22 protein-coding genes are annotated in these 20217 nt (G+C 59.2%); 3 read left to right on the top strand and 19 right to left on the bottom strand.

Annotated features, from left to right (window positions below; all coding sequences use genetic code 11):
* Positions 1-53 precede the first annotated feature (53 nt).
* Positions 54-524 (top strand): 8-oxo-dGTP diphosphatase, encoded by a 471-nt coding sequence (locus OGM81_01080; GenBank protein ID UYJ43776.1) that lies wholly within the window; start codon positions 54-56, stop codon positions 522-524.
* 198 nt (positions 525-722) lie between these two features.
* On the opposite strand, the gene OGM81_01085 is transcribed toward OGM81_01080, so the two are convergent.
* From OGM81_01085 to kduD, 3 genes are all read right to left on the bottom strand, one after another.
* Positions 723-977: a hypothetical protein gene (locus OGM81_01085; protein UYJ43777.1), complete on the bottom strand. Its 255-nt coding sequence runs from the start codon at positions 975-977 to the stop codon at positions 723-725.
* 163 nt (positions 978-1140) lie between these two features.
* The gene (locus tag OGM81_01090; protein UYJ43778.1) at positions 1141-1698 is read right to left on the bottom strand and encodes a hypothetical protein; all 558 of its coding nucleotides are present in this window, start codon (positions 1696-1698) and stop codon (positions 1141-1143) included.
* A 154-nt stretch (positions 1699-1852) separates the two neighbouring features.
* Positions 1853-2620 (bottom strand): 2-dehydro-3-deoxy-D-gluconate 5-dehydrogenase KduD, encoded by a 768-nt coding sequence (gene kduD, locus OGM81_01095; protein UYJ43779.1) that lies wholly within the window; start codon positions 2618-2620, stop codon positions 1853-1855.
* A gap of 141 nt (positions 2621-2761) precedes the next feature.
* Here kduD and OGM81_01100 point away from each other — a divergent pair, with 141 nt between their 5' ends.
* The gene (locus OGM81_01100; GenBank protein ID UYJ43780.1) at positions 2762-3667 is read left to right on the top strand and encodes an AraC family transcriptional regulator; all 906 of its coding nucleotides are present in this window, start codon (positions 2762-2764) and stop codon (positions 3665-3667) included.
* Between the two features lie 295 nt (positions 3668-3962).
* On the opposite strand, the gene OGM81_01105 is transcribed toward OGM81_01100, so the two are convergent.
* From OGM81_01105 to OGM81_01165, 13 genes are all read right to left on the bottom strand, one after another.
* Complete coding sequence (locus OGM81_01105; GenBank protein ID UYJ43781.1) at positions 3963-4364, bottom strand: GNAT family N-acetyltransferase; 402 nt, start codon at positions 4362-4364, stop codon at positions 3963-3965.
* A 121-nt stretch (positions 4365-4485) separates the two neighbouring features.
* Complete coding sequence (locus OGM81_01110; protein ID UYJ43782.1) at positions 4486-5313, bottom strand: histidinol-phosphatase HisJ family protein; 828 nt, start codon at positions 5311-5313, stop codon at positions 4486-4488.
* A gap of 1 nt (position 5314) precedes the next feature.
* The gene (gene hisIE, locus OGM81_01115; protein UYJ43783.1) at positions 5315-5971 is read right to left on the bottom strand and encodes a bifunctional phosphoribosyl-AMP cyclohydrolase/phosphoribosyl-ATP diphosphatase HisIE; all 657 of its coding nucleotides are present in this window, start codon (positions 5969-5971) and stop codon (positions 5315-5317) included.
* Positions 5972-6044: 73 nt separating this feature from the next.
* The gene (hisF, locus tag OGM81_01120; GenBank protein ID UYJ43784.1) at positions 6045-6803 is read right to left on the bottom strand and encodes an imidazole glycerol phosphate synthase subunit HisF; all 759 of its coding nucleotides are present in this window, start codon (positions 6801-6803) and stop codon (positions 6045-6047) included.
* Between the two features lie 22 nt (positions 6804-6825).
* Positions 6826-7542 carry a 1-(5-phosphoribosyl)-5-[(5-phosphoribosylamino)methylideneamino]imidazole-4-carboxamide isomerase gene (gene hisA / locus OGM81_01125; protein UYJ43785.1) on the bottom strand — a complete coding sequence of 239 codons (717 nt, stop codon included), beginning with the start codon at positions 7540-7542 and terminating at the stop codon, positions 6826-6828.
* 18 nt (positions 7543-7560) lie between these two features.
* Complete coding sequence (gene hisH / locus OGM81_01130) at positions 7561-8178, bottom strand: imidazole glycerol phosphate synthase subunit HisH (GenBank protein ID UYJ43786.1); 618 nt, start codon at positions 8176-8178, stop codon at positions 7561-7563.
* Positions 8179-8191: 13 nt separating this feature from the next.
* Positions 8192-8698, bottom strand: a complete 507-nt coding sequence (locus OGM81_01135; protein UYJ43787.1) for a hypothetical protein — start codon at positions 8696-8698, stop codon at positions 8192-8194.
* Between the two features lies 1 nt (position 8699).
* Positions 8700-9764 carry a histidinol-phosphate transaminase gene (gene hisC, locus OGM81_01140; GenBank protein UYJ43788.1) on the bottom strand — a complete coding sequence of 355 codons (1065 nt, stop codon included), beginning with the start codon at positions 9762-9764 and terminating at the stop codon, positions 8700-8702.
* A 4-nt stretch (positions 9765-9768) separates the two neighbouring features.
* On the bottom strand, positions 9769-11070 hold the full coding sequence (gene hisD / locus OGM81_01145; GenBank protein UYJ43789.1) for a histidinol dehydrogenase: 1302 nt from the start codon (positions 11068-11070) through the stop codon (positions 9769-9771).
* Complete coding sequence (gene hisG / locus OGM81_01150; protein ID UYJ43790.1) at positions 11067-12650, bottom strand: ATP phosphoribosyltransferase; 1584 nt, start codon at positions 12648-12650, stop codon at positions 11067-11069. Before hisG ends, hisD begins: the two co-directional genes overlap by 4 nt.
* Positions 12651-12823: 173 nt before the next feature.
* Positions 12824-13243 (bottom strand): hypothetical protein, encoded by a 420-nt coding sequence (locus OGM81_01155; protein ID UYJ43791.1) that lies wholly within the window; start codon positions 13241-13243, stop codon positions 12824-12826.
* 138 nt (positions 13244-13381) lie between these two features.
* Positions 13382-13921, bottom strand: a complete 540-nt coding sequence (locus OGM81_01160; GenBank protein ID UYJ43792.1) for a hypothetical protein — start codon at positions 13919-13921, stop codon at positions 13382-13384.
* Between the two features lie 12 nt (positions 13922-13933).
* The gene (locus OGM81_01165) at positions 13934-15316 is read right to left on the bottom strand and encodes an MATE family efflux transporter (protein ID UYJ43793.1); all 1383 of its coding nucleotides are present in this window, start codon (positions 15314-15316) and stop codon (positions 13934-13936) included.
* A gap of 118 nt (positions 15317-15434) precedes the next feature.
* On the opposite strand from OGM81_01165, the gene OGM81_01170 reads away from it, so the two are divergent.
* The gene (locus OGM81_01170) at positions 15435-16331 is read left to right on the top strand and encodes an AraC family transcriptional regulator (protein ID UYJ43794.1); all 897 of its coding nucleotides are present in this window, start codon (positions 15435-15437) and stop codon (positions 16329-16331) included.
* On the opposite strand, the gene OGM81_01175 is transcribed toward OGM81_01170, so the two are convergent.
* The 3 genes from OGM81_01175 to OGM81_01185 form a co-directional block, all read right to left on the bottom strand.
* Complete coding sequence (locus tag OGM81_01175) at positions 16328-18352, bottom strand: DUF6311 domain-containing protein (protein UYJ43795.1); 2025 nt, start codon at positions 18350-18352, stop codon at positions 16328-16330. The two genes, OGM81_01170 and OGM81_01175, sit on opposite strands and share 4 nt — an antisense overlap.
* Before the next feature lie 12 nt (positions 18353-18364).
* Entirely contained in the window at positions 18365-19246 is an 882-nt protein-coding gene (locus OGM81_01180; protein UYJ43796.1) for an aldose 1-epimerase family protein, read from the bottom strand.
* An 84-nt stretch (positions 19247-19330) separates the two neighbouring features.
* Positions 19331-20194 carry an arsenic efflux protein gene (locus OGM81_01185; GenBank protein ID UYJ43797.1) on the bottom strand — a complete coding sequence of 288 codons (864 nt, stop codon included), beginning with the start codon at positions 20192-20194 and terminating at the stop codon, positions 19331-19333.
* Positions 20195-20217: the final 23 nt, after the last annotated feature.

Below are 20217 nucleotides of genomic sequence, written 5' to 3' on the forward strand. Positions count from 1 at the left end.
AGTATTTGCTAAAACCGCTGGATTATGCGGTATTGCCGAAAGGAGTTCTCCCCATGGATTTTTTGCAGACGACCCTGTGTTACCTGGAAAAAGACGGCTGCTATTTGATGCTGCACCGTGTAAAAAAGAAAAACGACGCCAACCACGATAAGTGGGTCGGCGTCGGCGGAAAGTTTGAACCGGGCGAGGATGCCCTTGCCTGCGTAATGAGGGAAGTGACCGAGGAGACCGGCCTGACGATGCAGGCCCCGGCCTACCGCGGCATAGTGGATTTTTATTGTACCCCCTGGCCAGCTGAGCGGATGCACCTGTACACCTGCACCCAGTTTGCCGGCACCATGACCGATTGCAGCGAGGGCACGCTGGAATGGGTGCCCAAGCAGGCCGTACAGGATCTGCCCATCTGGCAGGGCGATAAGATTTTCTTCGACCTGCTGGCGAAGGATGCTCCGTTTTTCCATCTGGAGCTGCATTATGAGGGGGATACCCTGACCAAAGCAATATTGGACGGAAAAGAACTGTAATTTGGCCGCATGGATTGAATTGCACGCCTGTATGGGTCGATGCTCGCATTGCGAGGTCGCGCAGCGATCAATGCTCCGGTGGAACATTGAACCGCACGAGCGCACCGGCTATGCTGGTTGGCGTTCATCGTTTTGACCGCCAAGCGGACCCGCGGGCGGATGCAAGCATCCGCCCCTGCAAAGCACGGACCCGTTCCGTTACTCCATCCCCTCCAAAAACTTCTCGATCTCCCGCACATAGTCCCCTGCTTTCAGCGCCCTAAAATCCGCCTCGGTCACGGGAGTCTGGTTCATCAGGTCTGCCAGCAGGCCGGTGATGTGTACGTCCTTTGCCTGCTGGAAGTCCTTGAAGATCGTTTCAAACATATCCCGCGCGTAGGCGGCTCCGTCCATCGTCACGGTCTGTGCAGGGTGTTTCGCCGTAAAGATGGGCATTTTCTCTGAATACAACATCACATATCCCTCCCATTAGGTGGGCAAATCGTGAATTAGTGCAAACTAACTGCATTGCCCCTATTATACGTCACCTCCCCCGTCGTTTCAGCAACAAAATAACACAAAAGGGCCGCCGCACAGGGAAAAATCCCCGCGCAGCGACCCGTTTATTATAATAAGGTTACGCCATGGCGTTGCGCACGGCGGTGTAGTCGTCCATGGCAGCGCCCTCGGCGTACAGCGAGTACTGCATGTCGCCGTCAAACCAGCGGGACCAAAGGCCGCCGTTTTCGGTGGTGATGGCGGTCACATCGCCCTCGCGGCCGTTGCCTAAGGTCGTGCCATTCTCCCACACGCCGGAAATATCGCCGGTATCCTTGGCGGCGCGCAGCGTGTAGGTGCCGCCGTTGTAGGTGAAGGTATACTGGCCGATAGGGTTCTTCTCTTCGTCGTCGATGGTCGCCCAGGCTTCGTCGGTCAGCTCCAGGTCGGCGGGGTGCTTCATGGCCGAGCCGATGGCCTCGTTCACCTCGTCCAGGCTGGCGCGGTCGGTGATGGGGCTGGGGATCTGGGTGTTGTCCGCGGCATCCTCGGCGGTCTCGGTCACGCTAGACGTGCTGGTGCTCTCGGGGGTAGTCGTGGAGGAGTCGGCTGTTTTGCTGCTGCAGGCGGTTAAGACAATGCTCATTGCAGCGGTGCAGACAGCGGTAGCAAGAAAAGCGGAAATAATACGTTTCATAGTTGTGTTCTCCCTACTGATGATAAAAATTCCTCATACCCTGCATTGTGTGCAGGAGGTTGCGGTTTATGTATTCGATAGGGCCCTTACACACCTATAAACCGAAAAATTCCGCCCGGCGTTACACCAAGCGGAAAACTTTTTTATAAAATTTTTAGCGGGCCAGCCAGCCGCCGTCCACGGCCAGGGTGTAGCCGTTCACGTAAGCGGCGGCGTCCGACGCCAGGAAGATGGCCGCGCCGCCCACATCGGCAGGGGTGCCCCAGCGGCCTGCCGGGATGCGGGCTAGGATCTCCTCGCTGCGATCTTCATCCTGGCGCAGCTGGTTGGTGTTGTTGGTGGCCATGTAGCCCGGTGCGATGGCGTTTACGTTGATGCCGTACTTGGCCCACTCGTTGGCCAGGGCTTTGGTCATGCCCATGACGGCGCTTTTGCTGCTGGTGTAGGCGGGTACGCGGATGCCGCCCTGAAAGCTGAGCATCGAGGCAATGTTGATGATCTTGCCGCCCTTTTTGTCGGCGACCCACTGCTTGGCCACGGCCTGGGAGAGGAAGAACACCATCTTCTCGTTCAGGAAATCCACGGCGTCCCAGTTCTCGGGGGTGACGTCGATGGCGTCGCACCGCTTGATGATACCGGCGTTGTTGACCAGAATGTCGATGCGGTCAGCGTGGGCGTGGACCTGCTCCAGGATAGAATCGATGGCGGCAAAGTCCGAAAGGTCGGCGCGAACCTCGGTAAACTGGCCGCCCTCAGCGGCGATCTTGGCGGCGGTCTCGTCGCAGCTGCGGCGGGCTACGCCGAAAACGTGGGCACCGGCAGCTGCCAGCGCCACGCAGATGCCCTGGCCCAGGCCGGTGTTGGCGCCCGTGACCACAGCGTTTTTACCGTTTAGCGAAAAGAGATTCATAATATCATTCATTGTGTTTTCCTCCTGTAGTGCTTGACCTTTGTACTGTCAACATGGTACTATTATAAAAAGATAAAGTACGAAATACAAACAAAACAGGGCAATAAACTATCAAAAATGTACCAAACACAAAATTCGAACAGGCGGGGGAAAATGGAACAGATCAAAGCGAACGAAACGCTGGTAGACAGTTCTCTGCGGGAGACTAAGATGCACGGCACCGTGGATTTCCCGGTGGGCGTGTATCTGGACGACTTCTCGGACTTCAAAAACGGTTACATCTGCTGGCACTGGCACGAGGAAATTCAGATCTCCTGGATCATCGAGGGCGAGTTCCTCTGCCAGATGGAGGGGCGCACGGTGCATCTGCACCCCGGCGAATTGATATTCGTCAACCGGGGTGTGCTGCACCAGATCTACCCGGTGCAAAAGGGGTACGGCAAGCTGTACGCCTTTATATGGGACCCGGAGTTCCTCAGCGGCAGTGCGGACGGTGCGGTGTATCAGGAGGCCTTTGAGGCGATGCTGAAAAGCGGCCCCCGCTGCCTTACCCTGGTCGAGACCGCGCAGGCTCCCGGCAGGCAGGCCGTGGGCGAAGCACTGCGGGCCATTGTGGCGCTGTACACGCAGCACCCGGTACTGTATCATTTGCAGATAAAAATTTTGCTTAGCCAGATCTGGCTGCTGCTCTGCCGCCAGGAAGGCGAAGCGCCCGAACCGATGACCCCGGAGCGGGAACGGGACGAGGAACGCTTGAAGCGCGCCATGAACTACATGCACGCCCACTACGGCGAGCATTTCAGCCTGGAAGAGCTGGCCCGGCAGGCCTTGACCAGCCGCAGCGAGTTATGCCGGTGTTTCCGCCGGATGCTGGGGATGCCGCCCAAGGAGTTTTTGATGCAGTACCGCATCCAGCAGGCGGAAATTTTGCTGAAGAATTCGGCGTACAGCATCGCCGAGGTGGCGGAGTTTACGGGCTTTAGCAGCCCCAGCCATTTTGGAAGCTGCTTTTTGCGGTATGTGGGGTGTACACCGAGGGAGTATAGGAAAAATTTGTAATTTTTTGCTTGCGCGGCTTTGCGGCCCTGCCTACCTTGCGGCAGGGCCTTTTATAACGGCATCTTGCCTTTAAGCCTTCCTTTTTGGACACCCAAAAAGGAAGCGAAAAAGGTGCCCGCTACTTCCGATAGCGCGGGAGGCCCGGCTTAGGGGCTACTCGCCCCTAAGAACCCCAATAATGTGGTCGAGCGGCCCAAAAGCTAAAAATTGCAGGAGTGCTGAATTTTCTTAACGCTTTTAGACCGCTCTCCTTATTGACCCCTTCAGGGCCTAAATTCCTCTATAAATCTGCCAATTACCCCCGCATAAACCCGCAGCACCCAAACTCTGCAAAATCCAGAAAGCCCAGTGATTTATAAAACGCCACAGTTTTAGGCGTATTATCCGTCACCAATTGGATCTGCCGGACATTCTTATATCGTTCCAGCACCGCCTTAAGCAGCGCAGTGCCGATGCCCTGTCTTTGTCTTACCGGGTACACCAGAATATCCTGCACAAGCACAATGGTGGTACCATCGCCCACCACCCGCACAATGCCGAGCAGTTCCCCGTTTTCATATGCCGCCAAAACAAGCAGAGAATTTTTGTACCCGCACTCCAATGCAGGCATATCTTCCGTATACGCGGTCCAGCCAACTTGCGTATACAGCTGCAAAATTTCATCGGCCTTGAATTTAGTATATTCTTTTATTTCCATGTTTCTCTCCGTGATTCCTAAATTATATTCCCAGTATACCATAACCCCCTATACAACGCAAAAAATCTCCCTGGCTGCATCGTCTCAAACACAGCCAGGGAGATTGCAATTTTACAAAATCTTACAGCTCGCAGGGGGTAAAGCCGTTCTTGCCCAGCACCTGCACCTTGGTGTAGCCAAGCTCTTTCAGGTGGGCGGCGGCTTCCTCGAAACCGTAGGTCAGGGCCTTGGTGTCGTGGGCATCGGCGGTGATGACCACGTTGCCGGAGAGCACCAGCCACTCCTTCAAGATAGCGTCCGAGGGAAAATAATCCTTGCGGAAGCCGCGGTAGGCGGCGGAGGTGTTTACTTCCAGCACGCAGCGGCTGCGGGCTGCGGCCATCAGAGCCGAGGTAGCCGCAGCGGTGTAGCGCGGGTCGTTCTCGTCAAAGAACTTGTTGCCGTCATTGATCTTTTTGATCAGGTCAAAGTGGCCCAGGATGGTGGGCTTCTTCTCGGCAACCTTGGCTACGTTGGCAAAGTAGGCCTCAGCCACAGCCAGACCGTCGCCGTCAAAATCGTCGTCGATGCAGGCGCGCAGGTCTTCCTCGCGCCAATCGATCTCGTAATATTTGCCGGTTTTGGGGCCCTTGACATAGTGAGCACTGCCGATGAAGTAATCGTAAGCATAGGGGTCGTCGTCACTGAAAAGATCCCATTCCAGCCCGCACAGGATGTCCATTTTGCCGGCATAGCGCTCTTTCAGCTTGGTGATCGTTGCCTTGTACAGCGACGTGCGGCTCTGGGTCATGCAATACTCCAAGTCGCAGGGGGTGTGGCTGTGGCCGCTGAAACCCAGCGTCTGCAGGCCAGCCTTCCATGCGGTTACTGCCATTTCCTCCAGCGTATTTTTGCCGTCGCACAGTTTTGAATGAACGTGAACGGAACTTTTCAGGTACTCCCCGGTCATATTACTGCATCCTTTCCTGCTTAACCTTATGGTCGATGACATGCCGCTTTTCCAGCTCTTTGGTAATATCCTCGACCGAAATGCCCAGTTCGATCATCAGCACCATGACGTGGTACGCCAGGTCGCTGATCTCGTAAATCGTCTCTTCTTTATCGCGTTTTGCGCCGGCGATGATGACCTCGGTGGATTCCTCGCCGACCTTTTTCAGGATCTTTTCCAGACCCTTATCAAACAGATAGGTGGTGTAGCTGCCCTCTTTCGGGTCGGTCTTGCGGCCCTCGATGAGTTCGTACAGCCCCTGCCAAGTGAACTGCTTCAGCTCGTCCGACACATACACCGGGTTGAAGAAGCAGCTCTCGGCCCCTGTGTGGCAGGCGGGGCCGTTTTTGATAACGTCAATGACCAGTGCGTCCTTGTCGCAATCGGCAGTGATGGATACCACACGCTGCACATTGCCGGAAGTCTCGCCCTTACGCCAAATTTCCTGGCGGCTGCGAGACCAGAACACGGTGCGACCCTCGGCAATCGTCAAGGCCAGGGTCTCGGCGTTCATGTAAGCGAGGGTCAGTACCTCTTTGGTGTAGTGATCCTGCACGATGGCGGGGATCAGACCGTTCGCATCAAATTTCAGCGTCTTAGTGTTTTCCGTAATTTCCATAGCGAAATACTCCTAACAATAAGATAGTTTTATTGTACTATTTTCTGTGCATTTTGGCAAGTGGTTTTCGCGGTCATACCCGCATTTCTATACCATTGCTTCGCAGGTACTGTTTCAGCGCGCCAATCTCCACCTGCTTGGTGTGGAAGATGGACGCCGCCAGCCCGGCATCTACGGCGGGGTGATTGCGGAACAGCTCCACAAAGTCGTCCATCTTACCTGCGCCGCCCGAGGCAATGATGGGCACCGCGCACCGCGCGGCCACGGCGTCCAGCAGCTCCAAATCGAAGCCGTTCTTCACGCCGTCGGTATCGATGGAGTTGACCACCAGCTCACCTGCACCGTTTTTGACGCCCTGCTCCAGCCAATCCAGCGCATCGATGCCGGTGTTCTCGCGCCCACCTTTGGCGAACAGCATAAATTTGCCGTCCACACGTTTAATATCGGCGGAAAGCACCACGCACTGGTTGCCGTATTTCTGCGCTGCCGCCGGGATGATGCCCGGGTTGCGGATGGCGCCGGAATTTACGCTGACCTTGTCGGCACCGCATTTCAGCACGCGGTCGAAGTCGTCCAGCGTGTTGATGCCGCCGCCCACCGTCAGCGGGATAAAGATCTGGCTGGCAACTTCCCGCAAAATATCGGTGAACAGGCCGCGGCCCTCAACGCTGGCGGTGATGTCGTAAAACACCAGCTCGTCTGCGCCGGATGCGTTGTAGTAGCGCGCCATTTCGACAGGGGCGGCCATGTCCTGCAGGCCCTCAAAATTCACGCCCTTGACAACGCGGCCGTTTTTGACGTCGAGACACGGAATAATTCGCTTTGTTATCATACAACTTCCCTCCCCTGCCGATTTAGTCCTGGTACAGGCGCACGGCCTGCGCCAGGTCGATGGCCCCGGTGTAGATGGATTTGCCTAAAATGGCGGCGTGGCAGTGCATTTTTTGCAGCTCGGCCAGTTCGTCCAGCGCCGCAATGCCGCCGGAAGCGGTAATTTCCAGCCCGGGGATGGTCAGCAGTTCGCGGTACAGGTCCATGTTGGTGCCCTGCATCGTGCCGTCCCGGGAAATATCAGTGGCGATGATAGCCTTGACGCCCACCCCGGCGCAGCGGCGGCAGAACGTCACGCCCGGTTCGGGGGTGACTTCCTTCCAGCCATTCACGGCTACCAGGCCGTTTTTCATGTCGACGCCCACGGCAATCTGTGCGCCGTACTTCTGCGCCATCTCGGCGGTAAAGGCAAAGTTTTTCACGGCGATGGTGCCCAGGATGCAGCGGTCCACGCCTAAATCCAGGTAGCGCTTGATGCGCTCCTCGTCCCGGATGCCGCCGCCGACCTCGATCTTTAAGCCGCCCTGTTTGGCAATGGCGGCGATGGTCTGCAGGTTGGCGGTGGTGTCGTCCTTGGCGCCGTCCAGGTCAACAACGTGCAGGTACTTGGCTCCGGCGGTCACAAAGGCTTTGGCCTGGGCCACGGGGTCGGCGTTGTAGACGGTCATCTGGTCGTAGTCGCCCTGGTAGAGCCGCACGGCCTGGCCGCCCCGCAGGTCAATGGCAGGATATAATTTCATAGTGTCCCTCCGTTCAGCTTACAGTTCGGCAAAGGCTCTCAGCAGCCGAAGGCCGGTATCGCCGGATTTCTCCGGGTGGAACTGGGTGCCGTAGACATTGCCGCTGCGCACCGCGCCGGTGACAGGGATGCTGTACTCGCTGGTGGCAAGGGTCGAAGCAGCGCAGTTTTTGGCGTAGTAGCTGTGCACGTAGTAGACGTACTCGCCGTTTTTCACGTACTTGAACAGCGGGTCGTTCTCGCGTCCGGGCACGATGTCCAGTGCGTTCCAGCCGATGTGCGGTACTTTTAAGCTGGCATCGGTCAGGTCGTCCGCCAGTGGGCAGACCTCGCCGGGGATGAGGCCCAGGCCGATGTGTTCGCCGTACTCGAAGCTTTTGTCAAACAGCAGCTGCATGCCTAAGCAGATGCCCAGCAGCGGCTTGGTCTCAACTTCCTTTTTTAGTACGGGCACCAGGCCGGTAGCCTCCAGCTTGGCCATGGCGTCGCCGAAGGCACCCACGCCGGGCAGCAGGATATGGCTGGCGGCATGCAGGTCGGCGGCTTCATGGGTCACCCGCACCTCAGCCCCCAGGCTCCGCACGCTGGACGACAAGCTGAACAGGTTCCCCACGCCGTAATCAACAATAGCAATCATATAGTTCCCTCCCCTATGGTAAAGCTAAAATTGCAGCGATTTCCGTAAACAGCAATTGGGCGGTATCATATTGATAAATTCGCCCGTCAGCATCGGCATAGCGGATAAAAGTGCCAGTAGGGTTGGCCGCATTTTTTTCAGGAATATCTACCTGCCACATGGTCAGCGAAGCGCCATCGCCAAAAACGAGTTGGCATTCGTCGCCATCGGGGACGTCCTTTTGCACCTTCCCCGCCCCGGCCGTCGTGATGCGGCGGCACAGGCGGCTGGCCTGGTCCGTGGTGACGGGCACATCCTTGTCCTGCCAGGTCATGCGCAGGGACATTTTGTTGGATGCGGCCAAACTGGCGGAAAAATCATTGATAAAACGTCGATACAGCAATTGATACCGTGCCGCATACACCAACATGCCGACGCAGGTTGCTGCCACCAGAAACCCAAAGGCCCCCAGAACGGCCGCACCCGGCGTAATGTGCTGCCGCCGGGCCGGTCGGCGCTGGATGCGGTCATACATGTCCATATCAGGCACCTAAAATCTCATCCAACGCCGCAAAGAAGCGCTGCATTTCGGCGTCGGTGCCGATGGTGATGCGCAGGTAGTTGGAAATGCGCGGTGCGTTGAAATGGCGGATGAGGATGCCCTGCGCCCGCAATTTTTCAAAAATTTCCTTGCAGGGCATGCGGTCGGTGGTGGCAAACAGGAAATTGGCGGCCGAGTCGAACACGGTAAACCCGCGCTGGCGCAGGCCTTTGGTGGCGGCGGTGCGGGTGGCCAGCAGCTTGGCGGTCACCTCGTGGAAGTAGGCCTCGTCCCGGATGGCGGCCGTACCTGCGGCCTGGGTCATCGAGTTGACGTTGTAGGGACTGTAGCTGAACTTGACGCGGTTCATGTCGGTGATCAGCCCCGGCCGGGCGATGCAGTAGCCCAGCCGGGCGCCCGCCAGGTTGTGGGTCTTGGAAAAAGTGTGCGTGATAACGAGGTTCTCGTACTTTTCCAGCAGCGGCAGGCAGCTGGACCCGGCAGGGGCAAACTCTACATAGGTCTCGTCCACCACCACAATGTTGTCGGGATTGGTACGCAGCACTTCCTCAATGGCGGCTACAGGGGCCAGCAGGCTGGTGGGGGCGTTGGGGTTGGCAATCACGATCGTCTCGTGCAGGCCGCAGTACTTTTTCAAGTCGATGGTCAGGTCGTCCTCCAGCGGGATGACATGCTGCGGAATGTGCAGCAGATCGCACAAAACCGGGTAAAAACTGTAGGTTACATCGGCAAAGGCCAGCGGCGTGTTTTCATCGCAGAACGCCCGCAGGGCCAGCAGCAGGTTCTCGTCGCTGCCGTTGCCGCACAAAATATTCTCCGGCTGCACGCCCCAGTGGGCAGCGATGGCCTCGTTCAGTGCGCGGTTGGACAGGTCCGAGTACAGCCGCAGCCCCGGCACCGCCGCCGCCACCGCCGCCGCTACACCGGGCGCGGGCGGGTATGGGTTTTCGTTGGCGTTGAGCTTGACAAGGTTGTCAATTTTCAGCTGCTCGCCGGGCACATACGGCTCCAGCGCAGCCAGCGTTTTGGTAAAATAGCGGCTCATGGGCTCACTCCCCCTTTTGCTCATCCTCAAACCGGATGGTCACGCTCTTGGCGTGGGCGTGCAGGCCCTCGTGCTCGGCAAAGTTGGCGATGCGGGCCTGGACCTCGCCCAGGGCTTCGCGGGTGTAGTAGATGAAGCTGGACTTCTTGACGAAATCATCCACGCCCAGGGGGCTGCTGAACCGCGCGGTGCCGCTGGTGGGCAGGGTATGGTTGGGGCCGGCAAAGTAATCGCCCAGGGCCTCGGGCACGTTCTTGCCCAGGAAAATGCTGCCCGCGTTCTGGATGTCGTTCAAAACGGCAAACGGGTCGTCCACGCAGATCTCCAGATGCTCCGGCGCAATAATGTTCACGGCGTCGATGGCCTTCTTCATGTCATCGGTGACGATGATCTTACCGTTGGTGTCCACGCTGGCGCGGGCAATGGCGGCGCGGGGCAGCTGCGGGATCTGCACTTCCAGCTCGGCCTGCACGGCCTTGGCCAGGTCCCAGCTGTTGGTGACCAGCACCGGCGTGGCCAGCTTGTCGTGCTCGGCCTGGCTCAACAGGTCGGCGGCGACCCAGGCGGGGCTGCAGGTGCCGTCGGCCAAAACCAGTATTTCCGACGGGCCGGCAATCATATCGATGCCGACTTTACCAAAAACCTTGCGCTTGGCGGTGGCCACGTAAATGTTGCCGGGGCCGACAATCTTATCCACAGCGGGCACGCTCTCGGTGCCGTAGGCCAGGGCGGCCACGGCTTGGGCACCACCGGTCTTAAAGATGCAGTCGATGCCGGCAATCACCGCCGCCGCCAGGATACCGGCGTTGACCTTGCCGTCCTTGCCGGCGGGGGTGGTCATGACGATCTGTTGCACGCCCGCGACCTTAGCGGGGATGACGTCCATCAGCACGGTAGAGGGGTAGGCTGCCGTGCCGCCGGGCACGTAAACGCCCGCGCGCTGGATGGGGGTGTACTTCTGGCCCAGCACCATGCCGGGGCGGTCGTTCAGCACAAAGTTCTTGTGCAGCTGCTGCTCGTGGAAGTGGCGGATGTTGGAAACAGCCATTTTCAGTGTGGTAATAAATTCCGGGTCGCTGGTTTCCAGTTCGGAAAAGGCCTCGTCGATTTCGGCCTGGGTGACCTGTACGCTGGTTAGCTGGGCGTGGTCAAACTTGGCGGCGTAATCCAGCAGGGCGGCATCGCCGCGGGCGCGCACATCGGCAATGATGGCGTCTACGGTGGCCTCCACGTCGGCTTCGGCGCGGATGTCACGGTTCAAAATTTCTTCGGGCTTTACTTCATCAAAATCATACAGGCGAATCATTGTGCAAGGGCCTCCTTCATTTTGGTAAGCAGCTCAGTAAGCTGGGCGTATTTGAACTTGTAGCTGGCTTTGTTGGCGATAAACCGGGCCGAGATAGGCATGAATTCTTCAATCACGGTCAGGTCGTTTTCCTTTAAGGTGGTGCCCGTCTCGACAATATCGACGATGACGTCGGAGAGCCCTAAAATCGGCGCAAGCTCGATGGAGCCGTTGAGCTTGACAATGTCGATATCGCGGCCCCGGCGCTCGTAGTGGTCGCGGGCAATGTTCACGAACTTGGTCGCTACCCGCAGGGCGCGGCTTTCGTCGTCCACAAAATTCCTGGGGCCGGCCACACACATGCGGCACTTGCCCATGCCGGTGTCCAGCAGCTCGTAGACGTCCGCGCCGGACTCGGTCAAAATATCCTTGCCCACGATGCCGATGTCGGCCGCGCCATGTTCGACGTAGATGGCTACGTCGCTGGGTTTGACCAGGAAGTACCGCACCCCGGCTTCGGGGTTCTCCACCACCAGTTTGCGGGTGTCGTTGTAGTCCTCGTTGGCGCTGTAACCTGCCCCGGCCAGCAGAGCGTAGGCTTTGTCGCCCAGGCGCCCCTTGGGCAGGGCAATGTTCAGCCAGGTCTTTTCCCCGCCCTGCTGCTGTACTGGCGGCAGCGGTGCGGCCAGACGTTCCAGCTCGTCTAAGTACATCGCAAAGCCGATGGCCTTAGCGCCGGGGGTAAAGCGCTGCATCAGGTAGTCGTACTGGCCGCCTTTGAGCACCGCGCGGGGGATGCCCGCCGCGTAGCCGGTAAAAACGATGCCGTTGTAATACTCGGCTTCATCGGCCATGCTCAGGTCCAGCTGCAGGCCGCGGCCGGCTTCGCCCAGGGCGTTTTGCAGAGCCAGCAGTTCGGCCAGTGCGGCTTTCTGCGCGGGGCTGATGGCGGCTGCCTTGGCGGCGGTAAGGGTGGCCCCGAACGGCCCGTGCAGGGTAAGCAAACAGCAAAGGGCATTGGCTCCGGCTTCATCAGCACCGGCCTGCAACGCAGCCTTGCGCAGCTCGTGTTCGTTTTTGGCGCACAGCAGTTCCACCAGCCGGGCGTGGGCCGTGGCAGGCACATCCAGCACATCCAGCAGGCCGGTCACAAAGCCCATGTGGCTGACTTCCAGTACGGTGGGAACATCCAGCGCGGCCAGGCTGGCCAGTGCCAGGCGCAGCACCTCGGCCTGGGCGGCTTCGTCCACCTCGCCCATGCACTCCAGGCCCATCTGGTGGATGGTCTGGAAGGTGTGGCTCTCGCGGCTGGCACGGCAGACTTCCTCATTATAATAAAAGCGTTTGCACTCGCCGGGGGCGGGCTGGGCCGTCTTGGCGATGGACAGCGTCACGTCCGGCTTGATGGCCCGCAGTTTGCCGTCCAGGTCGGTAAAGGTGATGACCTGCGGGTCCGGCAGAAAGCGCTGGTACTCCTGATACAGGGCGTACTCCTCAAACCGGGAGGCGCGGTATTTGCGATAGCCGCCCTGCTCGTACAGGGCACGCAGGCGGAAGGTTGCCTGCTCGGCGGGGGTGAAATTTTGTAAAGTCAGCTCCATAATACGTCTCCTACCTCTCTTTTCCATAACAACATTATACTTTAGCGCAGTAAAGATGTAAAGCGTTAAACAAGAAACCTGTACAAATTTGGGTGCGGCTGCTTGGCGAAAACGGCAATAAAATAGCAAAAAGGCGCACCTTTGCAACCAAAGATGCGCCTTGCGGTTTCTTATCAGCCCTTGCAGCCCTGTTCGTCCCAATCACCAAAATCAGCCGGGTCGGCAATCTTGGTAACGTCCAGCTTGCCGTCCTCGGTCTTGGGAACTTCCACGGCACCCAGCTCAACGGGGTTGGCGTTGGGGGTGTCATCTCCAGCGGGGGCCTGCACAGGGGCGGCCTCCGCTTCGGGAGCTTCTTCTACGGGAGCGGCAGAGGTTTCTTCAGGTGCAGCGGGGGCTTCTTCGGCCTCGGCAGACGCATCGTCAGCGGGCTCGGCGGTCTCGGCAGTGCCATCCTCGGCGTCTGCTTCATCCTCCGGGCCCCAAATATGCTCGTACTCCTCGGTATGCTCGTTACGGTTCAAAAAGTAAGCCGCGGCGCCCACAGCGGCAGCGCCAATCGTCAGTCCAACCAGCTTTTTCAGTAAAGACATCGTATGATCCTCTCAATCGCCTTACGGCACGGCATTTTCCGGGAAAACATCTGTGTTTCAACGGAATACGTACATCATAGCGCAAACACCGCCATTTTGCAAGGGGCTATTTTTAAAATTTGTGCAAAAAGTTTGCCTTTAGTTTTGCCCATGCTCCTGCAGCCAGGCGCGCAGTTCAGGGGTATCGGCCCAGTAGCGGCTGCCCCAATGGGAAAAATCCCACTGTGCATCGTAAGGATTGCACTCGTAATCCACATAGTAAAGCACGCCGCCCCACAGGATAAAATTGGTGGGGAAGTAATCGATATTCAGCCCGGCAGGGTACAAAAGGCGGCACAGCGCCCGCATCTGCTCTTCGGCTTGCGGCGGCAGCGTGCCCGTTTGCAGCTGTTCCAGCACCGTTGGGCCGGGGATGTACTGCTTCACCAGCCGTTCCTGTACTTCGTCCACCGCCAGCAGACGCGGCATCGGGATGCCCAGGGCTGACAATGTGCGGTAATCCCGCAGCTCGCTTTGCAGCTTATCCCCAAACTGGTAGTAGCTGCACGGCTCATGGTGGATCTGTTTGACCACTACAGGCCCCTCGCTCCCCTGCGCCAGATAGGAGTAACCGCCTTTCCCCTTGCCAAGCAGTCGCGTTACCGTATAGGGTTGCCCGTTTACCTGTAATGTATCCATGCTGCACCTCCGTTACAACTGCTGCATCCAGCTGCGCTTTTTGAACAGCCGCAGCGAGAGCGCCAGGCGGACACATTCTTCCAGCGAGAGTAAAAAGTACACCGGCGCGACGGGCAGTTTCAGCACAAAGGCCGCCAGAAACCCCAGCGGCACACCGAAGCCCCAGGTACCAATGAGGTCGATGGCCAGGGTGTAGTTGGTCTTGCCGCCGCTTTTTAAAATGCCGCCGCCCAGGATCATGTTCTGCACCTTGACCGGCGAGATGACGGCGAACACTACCAGCAATAAGTAGGCCGTGGCTCGCACCTCCGGCTCGACACGGTAAATCGTGGTGTACAGCCGCCCGAACACCAACAGCAGCGCCGACAACACCAGCGAGGCCGCCAGCCCGCAGCGCATCAACCGCTGGGCGTCGCGGTAGGCGCGGTCGTACTCCTGCGTGCCCAGCGACTTGCCAATAAGGATGGCCGCCGCCTTGGACAGACCAGACAGTGCGCCCACCATCAGGCATTGGATGGGCGTGGTCATCGTCATAGCGGCGCAGGCCTGGGTGCCGATGTTGCCGTAGATGGCGGAGTAGACGTTCTCGCCCAGGCTCCACAAAAATTCACTGGCCAGCAGTGGCAGCAGAATTTTAGCGTAGGTAAGCAGTTCCGGCCGGGTGAAGCCCAGCGTGAACCGCAGCCGCCACTGCTTTTGCCGCAGCCGCACGGCCAAAAACAGGTAGACAAGTAAGCAGGACACCACCTGCGCAGCCACGCTGGCTACTGCCGCGCCCTGCACCCCCAGTGCGGGCAGCCCGCCGTGGCCGAAGATAAGCAGGTAGTTCAGCCCCGTGTTGATGCACAGCGAGGTCATGCTGGCAATGAGCGGGAAGACGGCGGCCTCCATGCAGCAGAGCAGCGTCTCCGCCATGCCGGACAGCGCCGCCGGGAAGAACGACCAGGCGTAAGTCTGCAAATACGTCTGCCCCAGCGCGCGGGTGGCATCGTCCTGGGTGTAGAGGCTCAGAATCGGCTCGGCAAACCGGGTGGAGACCAGCGTAAACACCGCCGCAATGGCCAGCGACACCAGCAGGTTGACGCTGTAGCTGCGGGCTGCGTTTTTACGGCTGCCCTGCCCCAGATATTGGGAAATAAGGATGGCCCCCGCTGCCGTGACGGCGCTGAGCACCACATTATGAATAGATGCAAACTTGCCGCCCAGCCCGATGCCCGAAATGCTGGCGCTGCCCAGCTGGCCGATCATGACCTGGTCAATGATGCTGAAGGAGGCCCGCAGCATGCTTTGCAGCGTGACCGGCAAAGCAATGTGCATCAGGCTGCGGGCAAAGGCGCGGTCGCCAAAAAAGCCGGTAATCCCGCCCCCGGAAACAGAAGAAGAACGAAAACCCATACAGACACCTCTTACGAATTACTACGCTGTCATTATACTATGATTTTCCTTGCATTTCATCCATAAAAGTCTTATACTTATAACAAAATCCTATGTTTTTGCAAACGAGGTGCCGCCTATGTCCTATCTGCCCCCAAACCCTGCCATTCTGCCCGATGGGCAGGAGGTAAAAGTCCACGGCAGCGAAGCCTTCCCTTTTGCCGTCTACTGCGGTATCATCCCCACGTTTATCCCGGCCTATCCCCTGCACTACCACGAGGAAATGGAGCTGATTTACTGCGAAACCGGCAGCGGCAGTATCACCATTGACCGGGCGACGGTTACCCTGCACCCCGGCGATGTGGCAGTGATTTTACCCGGGCAGATCCACGCCATCGCGGCGGCGGAGGCCGGGACGTTCCGCTATTACAACATCCTGTTCCGCTTCTCGCTGCTGGAGCCGCCGGACAGCGAGACCTACCGCCGCTTTTTGGCCCCGCTGGCGGACGGCCGCATGGAAGTGCCTGCCCATATACAAAAAGACAGCCCTCTGGGCAGGGAGCTGCCTGTAAACGTAAAAATGCTGATTGAAAACCGCAAAGAAAACACGGCACTGCGCATAAAAGCCTGCCTGTACGGCGTGATGGATGCGCTGTGCAAAGCTGCCACGCCTGCCCGGCACCCGGCCGGGGCCGAGCACCGGGACACCCGCCTTCTGCGCCAGACCGTGCAGTACGTGGACCGTCACTATGCGGAGAAAATCACGGTGGCGGCCATCAGCGCCCAGTGCGGCTACAGCAGCAGCCACTTTATGAAGCGGTTCCACGACCTGACCGGCACCAGCTTTGCGCAGTACCTCATCCACTTTCGGCTGGAAAAGGCCGCTACCCTGCTGCGGGGCAGCCGGTACACTGTGCTGGAGATCGCCGCACGGTGCGGGTTCAGCAATGCATCCTACTTTACGCGGGCGTTCACCCGGCAGTATGGGGTGTCCCCCACCGCTTATCGGCAGGGCGGCGATAGAACAGACGATTAGCCAATCTTTTCTACCTTGATAACCGTAACGGCGATGGGCGTATCGTCCAGCGCGTGGACGGCGGTGCGCCAGTAGTAGAGCGGCTCGCCGGTGGAAAACTCAAACACCATCTCATCCGGGGCAATGCCGGTAAAGTTGACCTCCATCTTGTAGGTCTCCTGGTTGATAAGCCCGTGGCGGGCATAGATATAACTGTGGTCGAACCCACTGCCCGTCAGGGTGACGCGGTAGCTGCCGGGGAAGAGCATCCAGGCTTCGGTCAGCAGTTCGCCGCCCTCGTTCAGGGTCACGGTGTCGGCGTCCGCCGTGCCGTTGATGACGCTGGATTTTTGCAGCGCCATCGTGTGGGCGGGGATGTCAACAGCAGGCTCCTCGGTCAGGCCATGGATCGGCTCCACGCTGCCCAGCAGGATGCCGTCCAGCCGGTAATAGTGCAGCGCGTAGTCGCTGCGGGCCAGCTCGTCCTCATCGATAAAGGCGTAGAGCGTGTCCGGCGCGAGGGTGTTCATCTCCCCTGCCAGCGTCACCGCCGCCAGGTTGCCGTCCATGTGGCCCATGTAGAAGCTGTTGGAGGTCCAGCCGTGGTCGGCGGCAAAGGCAACGAGGTCCCAGAAGTCGTCGTGTTCAAAGTCGAAGCTGGCAAAGGCCAGGCGGCTGAACTGCCCGCTGGCAGCCAGTTGCTCCCAGGCCGGGTCGGTCAGTTGGGTGGTGTCCTCGTAATAAGCGGCATCGTGGTAGGTGGTGTAACGCTTGGTAAGCTCGGTACGCAGGCCAAAGCCCTGGGCGGCAGCGCAGACAGCCAGCAGCACAGCGGCCGCGGCACCGTTCCAGAACCGCAGCACCAGCCCGCAGGCCGCCACGGCCAGCAGCATGCCGGCCAGCCAGGCCAGACGGGCGCAGCTGGAGAACATGGCCCAGAAATCCATCAGCACCTGCGGGATGGGCACGGTAAACAGCGTGCGGCCCCCGAAGGTGACGGTGTTGCCCATCGAGGCGACGGCGTCCAGTACCAGCAGCACAACAGCGGCAACCACAATATGGGTATGGCGGCGGAAGAACTCTGCCGCTTTTTTGCGTTGTACCAACAAACCGGCCAGTGCCAGCACGACGGCCGCGGTGGTGCCCAGGCCCGCGTACACTTCCTGTTCCCAGCTGGCACCCAGACCCGGCACAAACAGGTTGGCTAGGTCGGCACCGCTCAAATAGCCGTTGGAGTAGCCCGCAAAGTTGGCGGCAAAGGCTCCCAGCACAACCAGTTCGGCCAGCGCCACGGCGCAAAAGCTGACGATGGGCAGTACAACGGCGGCGGGGCCGCGCTTTTCCAGCCCGCGCTGCACACAGGTGGCCACCAGCACCATACCCACCATGGGCAGATAATACAGATGGATGCCCGCACACAGCAGCCCCAACACACCCCACCACAGGCAGAGTTTTCCGGTGGACGGCCTATTTTCGGATTGCTCGGCACACAGCCACACCCACAGGGCCAGCAGCACCAGCCAGTTGGCGGCCAGCGCCGTGTGGGCAAACATGCGGATGTTCAGCGCCGGGAACAGCACCAGCACCCCGGCGCCCAGTACGCTGGCCCGGTTTTTTGCGGTATCCTGCGGGCGCACGCCGCCGATGCGGGCAATGAGCGCCTGGGCCAGACCGCCCTGCATGGTATAGCAGAACAGCCCCCACAGCCCTAAGTACTGGAAACGCGCGGGCAGCACCCCGCCCAGCAGCTTGCAGACCACGGCCAGCAGCGGGATGGAATCGGTGTACAAAATGCTGGTGCGGTAGGGGTAAATGGCACTGTAGTTTGCGCCCAGATACGGCAGGTGCCAACCGCTGCGGCGGTAAAACACCCAGCCCAGATAATGCTGGGACGGGTCCGGGCTGGGATTGTTCAAGATCCAGTCCACACAGACAGGATCCAGCACCCGCACGCCGTATAGTACGAGAAAAACCAGCGCCCCAAGCAGGGCGCCGGTCAGACTCCAGCGATGTTTTTGCAAAAATGCCTTTGTCTTTGTCATACGGTCCCCCGCTTAGCGCACAAAGGTGGTGGAAAGGGTGGTGGACCAGCTTTCGCCCTTCTTCAGGCTGGCGGCGCAGGGGCGCTGCTCCCACTCCAGGGGGCCGTTCTCCTCGCCGGGCAGGCTGTGCCAGGGCTCGATGCAGATAAAGTGCAGCGGCTTTTTGGCGGCGGACCAGATCAGCACGTAGGGGTAGCCCTCCACGTTGCAAATCACGCTGCGGCCGGTGTCCTTCTCCACAACGGAGACATGGGCGGTCTTCAGGTTGACCATGCAATGGCTGTCACTGTCGAACAGGTCGTCGGTCAGGGGGATGGTCTCGGTGTTGCGGGCCAGATAGTAACTCTGGCCATTCAGCAGGCCATTGGGAATGGCGCTGACGCACAGCGGGGACTCCAGCCCGTCAAAGCGGATCTCGTAATCCTCGGTGGTATGGCGGTCGTCAAAGGGCAGCGCAAAGGCGGGGTGATAGCCGATGCCAAAGCGCAGCTGCTCCTCCACGGGGTTCTCCACAGTCAGGGTGTGGTGGATGGTCTCGCCGTCCAGCACAAAAGTGGAGCGCAGCACAAAGGCGTAGGGCCATTTGGGCAGCGTTTCGGGGTTGGCGTGCAGCTCAAACTCCAGTGTGTCGGCGGTGTGACGGGTCATGGCGTGCTCCACATCGCGGGCAAAGCCGTGCTGGCCGCCGGCGTATTCCACGCCCTTGGCAATCATCTTGCCGCCGGTCAGCTTGCCGGTGTAAGGGAACAGAATGGGCGCGTGGCGGCCCCAGACGGAGGGATCGCCGGACCAGAGCAGCTCGGCTCCGGTGGGCTTGTGGATGACGCTGACAGCCTCGGCACCGTGGGTGTCGACGGTCAGACGCAGGGTATCATTTTCGATCGAGTACCGCATAGGATAAGTACCTCCTGCCGAAATTTTTACGGTTTTACTATAAAACCGCACAGCCCCGCGGGGCGGGAATTGTGCGGTATGGCCTTAGAAAATCAGTTGCAGCACCATGCCTGCCGCGGCGCCAACGGCCCACAGCAGCCCGGTCATAAACAGGTTTTGCTTCCAGCTGGGGTTCACACGCCACAACACGGCCAGGCCCACGCCTGCGCCGGCGGTCAGCCCGGCAAACAGGCTGCCAAAGGTGATGGCCCCCTCCATATACAACTGGGCCAGCAGCACACTGGCGGCGCAGTTGGGCACAAGGCCGACCAGCGCGGTCAGCATCGGCTGGAAGATGCCCATGCCGCCTAAGATACCGGTGATGGCGTCCTCGCCCACGGACTCAAAAATAAGCCCGATCAGGAAGCTGAAGAGCAGAATGAACACGAAAATTTCCAGCGTGTGGCGCAGAGCGGCCAGGAAGATGCTGCTGGTCTCCTCGTGCTCCTCGTGGCAGTCCACCTCATCGGCGTGGCCCTCGTACCCGCCGTACAGCGAGTGGGGCAGCACCTTGCGCAGCGGAAAGTCCAGCAGCACGCCGCCTACGATGGCAAAAATGATCTTGCAGACGATCAGCAAGACCAGGGTGGTCCACTGGCTCGGCTCAGCGGCCAGCAGCGGAATGGCCTCGTCGCTGGTGGCGATAAATACGGCCAACAGTGTGCCAGGGGTGATGACCCGGCTGGCGTAAAAGTTGGATGCGACTGCGCTGAAACCACACTGGGGCACACAGCCCAGCAGTGCGCCGGGCAAAAAGCCCCAGCGACCGCCGCCGGCGAGGGCGTTTTCAATGTTCTCGCCGTGGTGGCGCTCCAGCCATTCGATCAGCAGATACGCCAGATACAAAAAGGGCAGCATTTTTACGCCGTCGATCAGCGCATCCAACAGTGCATCAAGAAAAATTTCCATTCAGACCTCACTATATACTTTTT

It is taken from the genome of Oscillospiraceae bacterium (assembly GCA_025758045.1).
Lineage (GTDB): Bacteria > Bacillota > Clostridia > Oscillospirales > Ruminococcaceae > Gemmiger.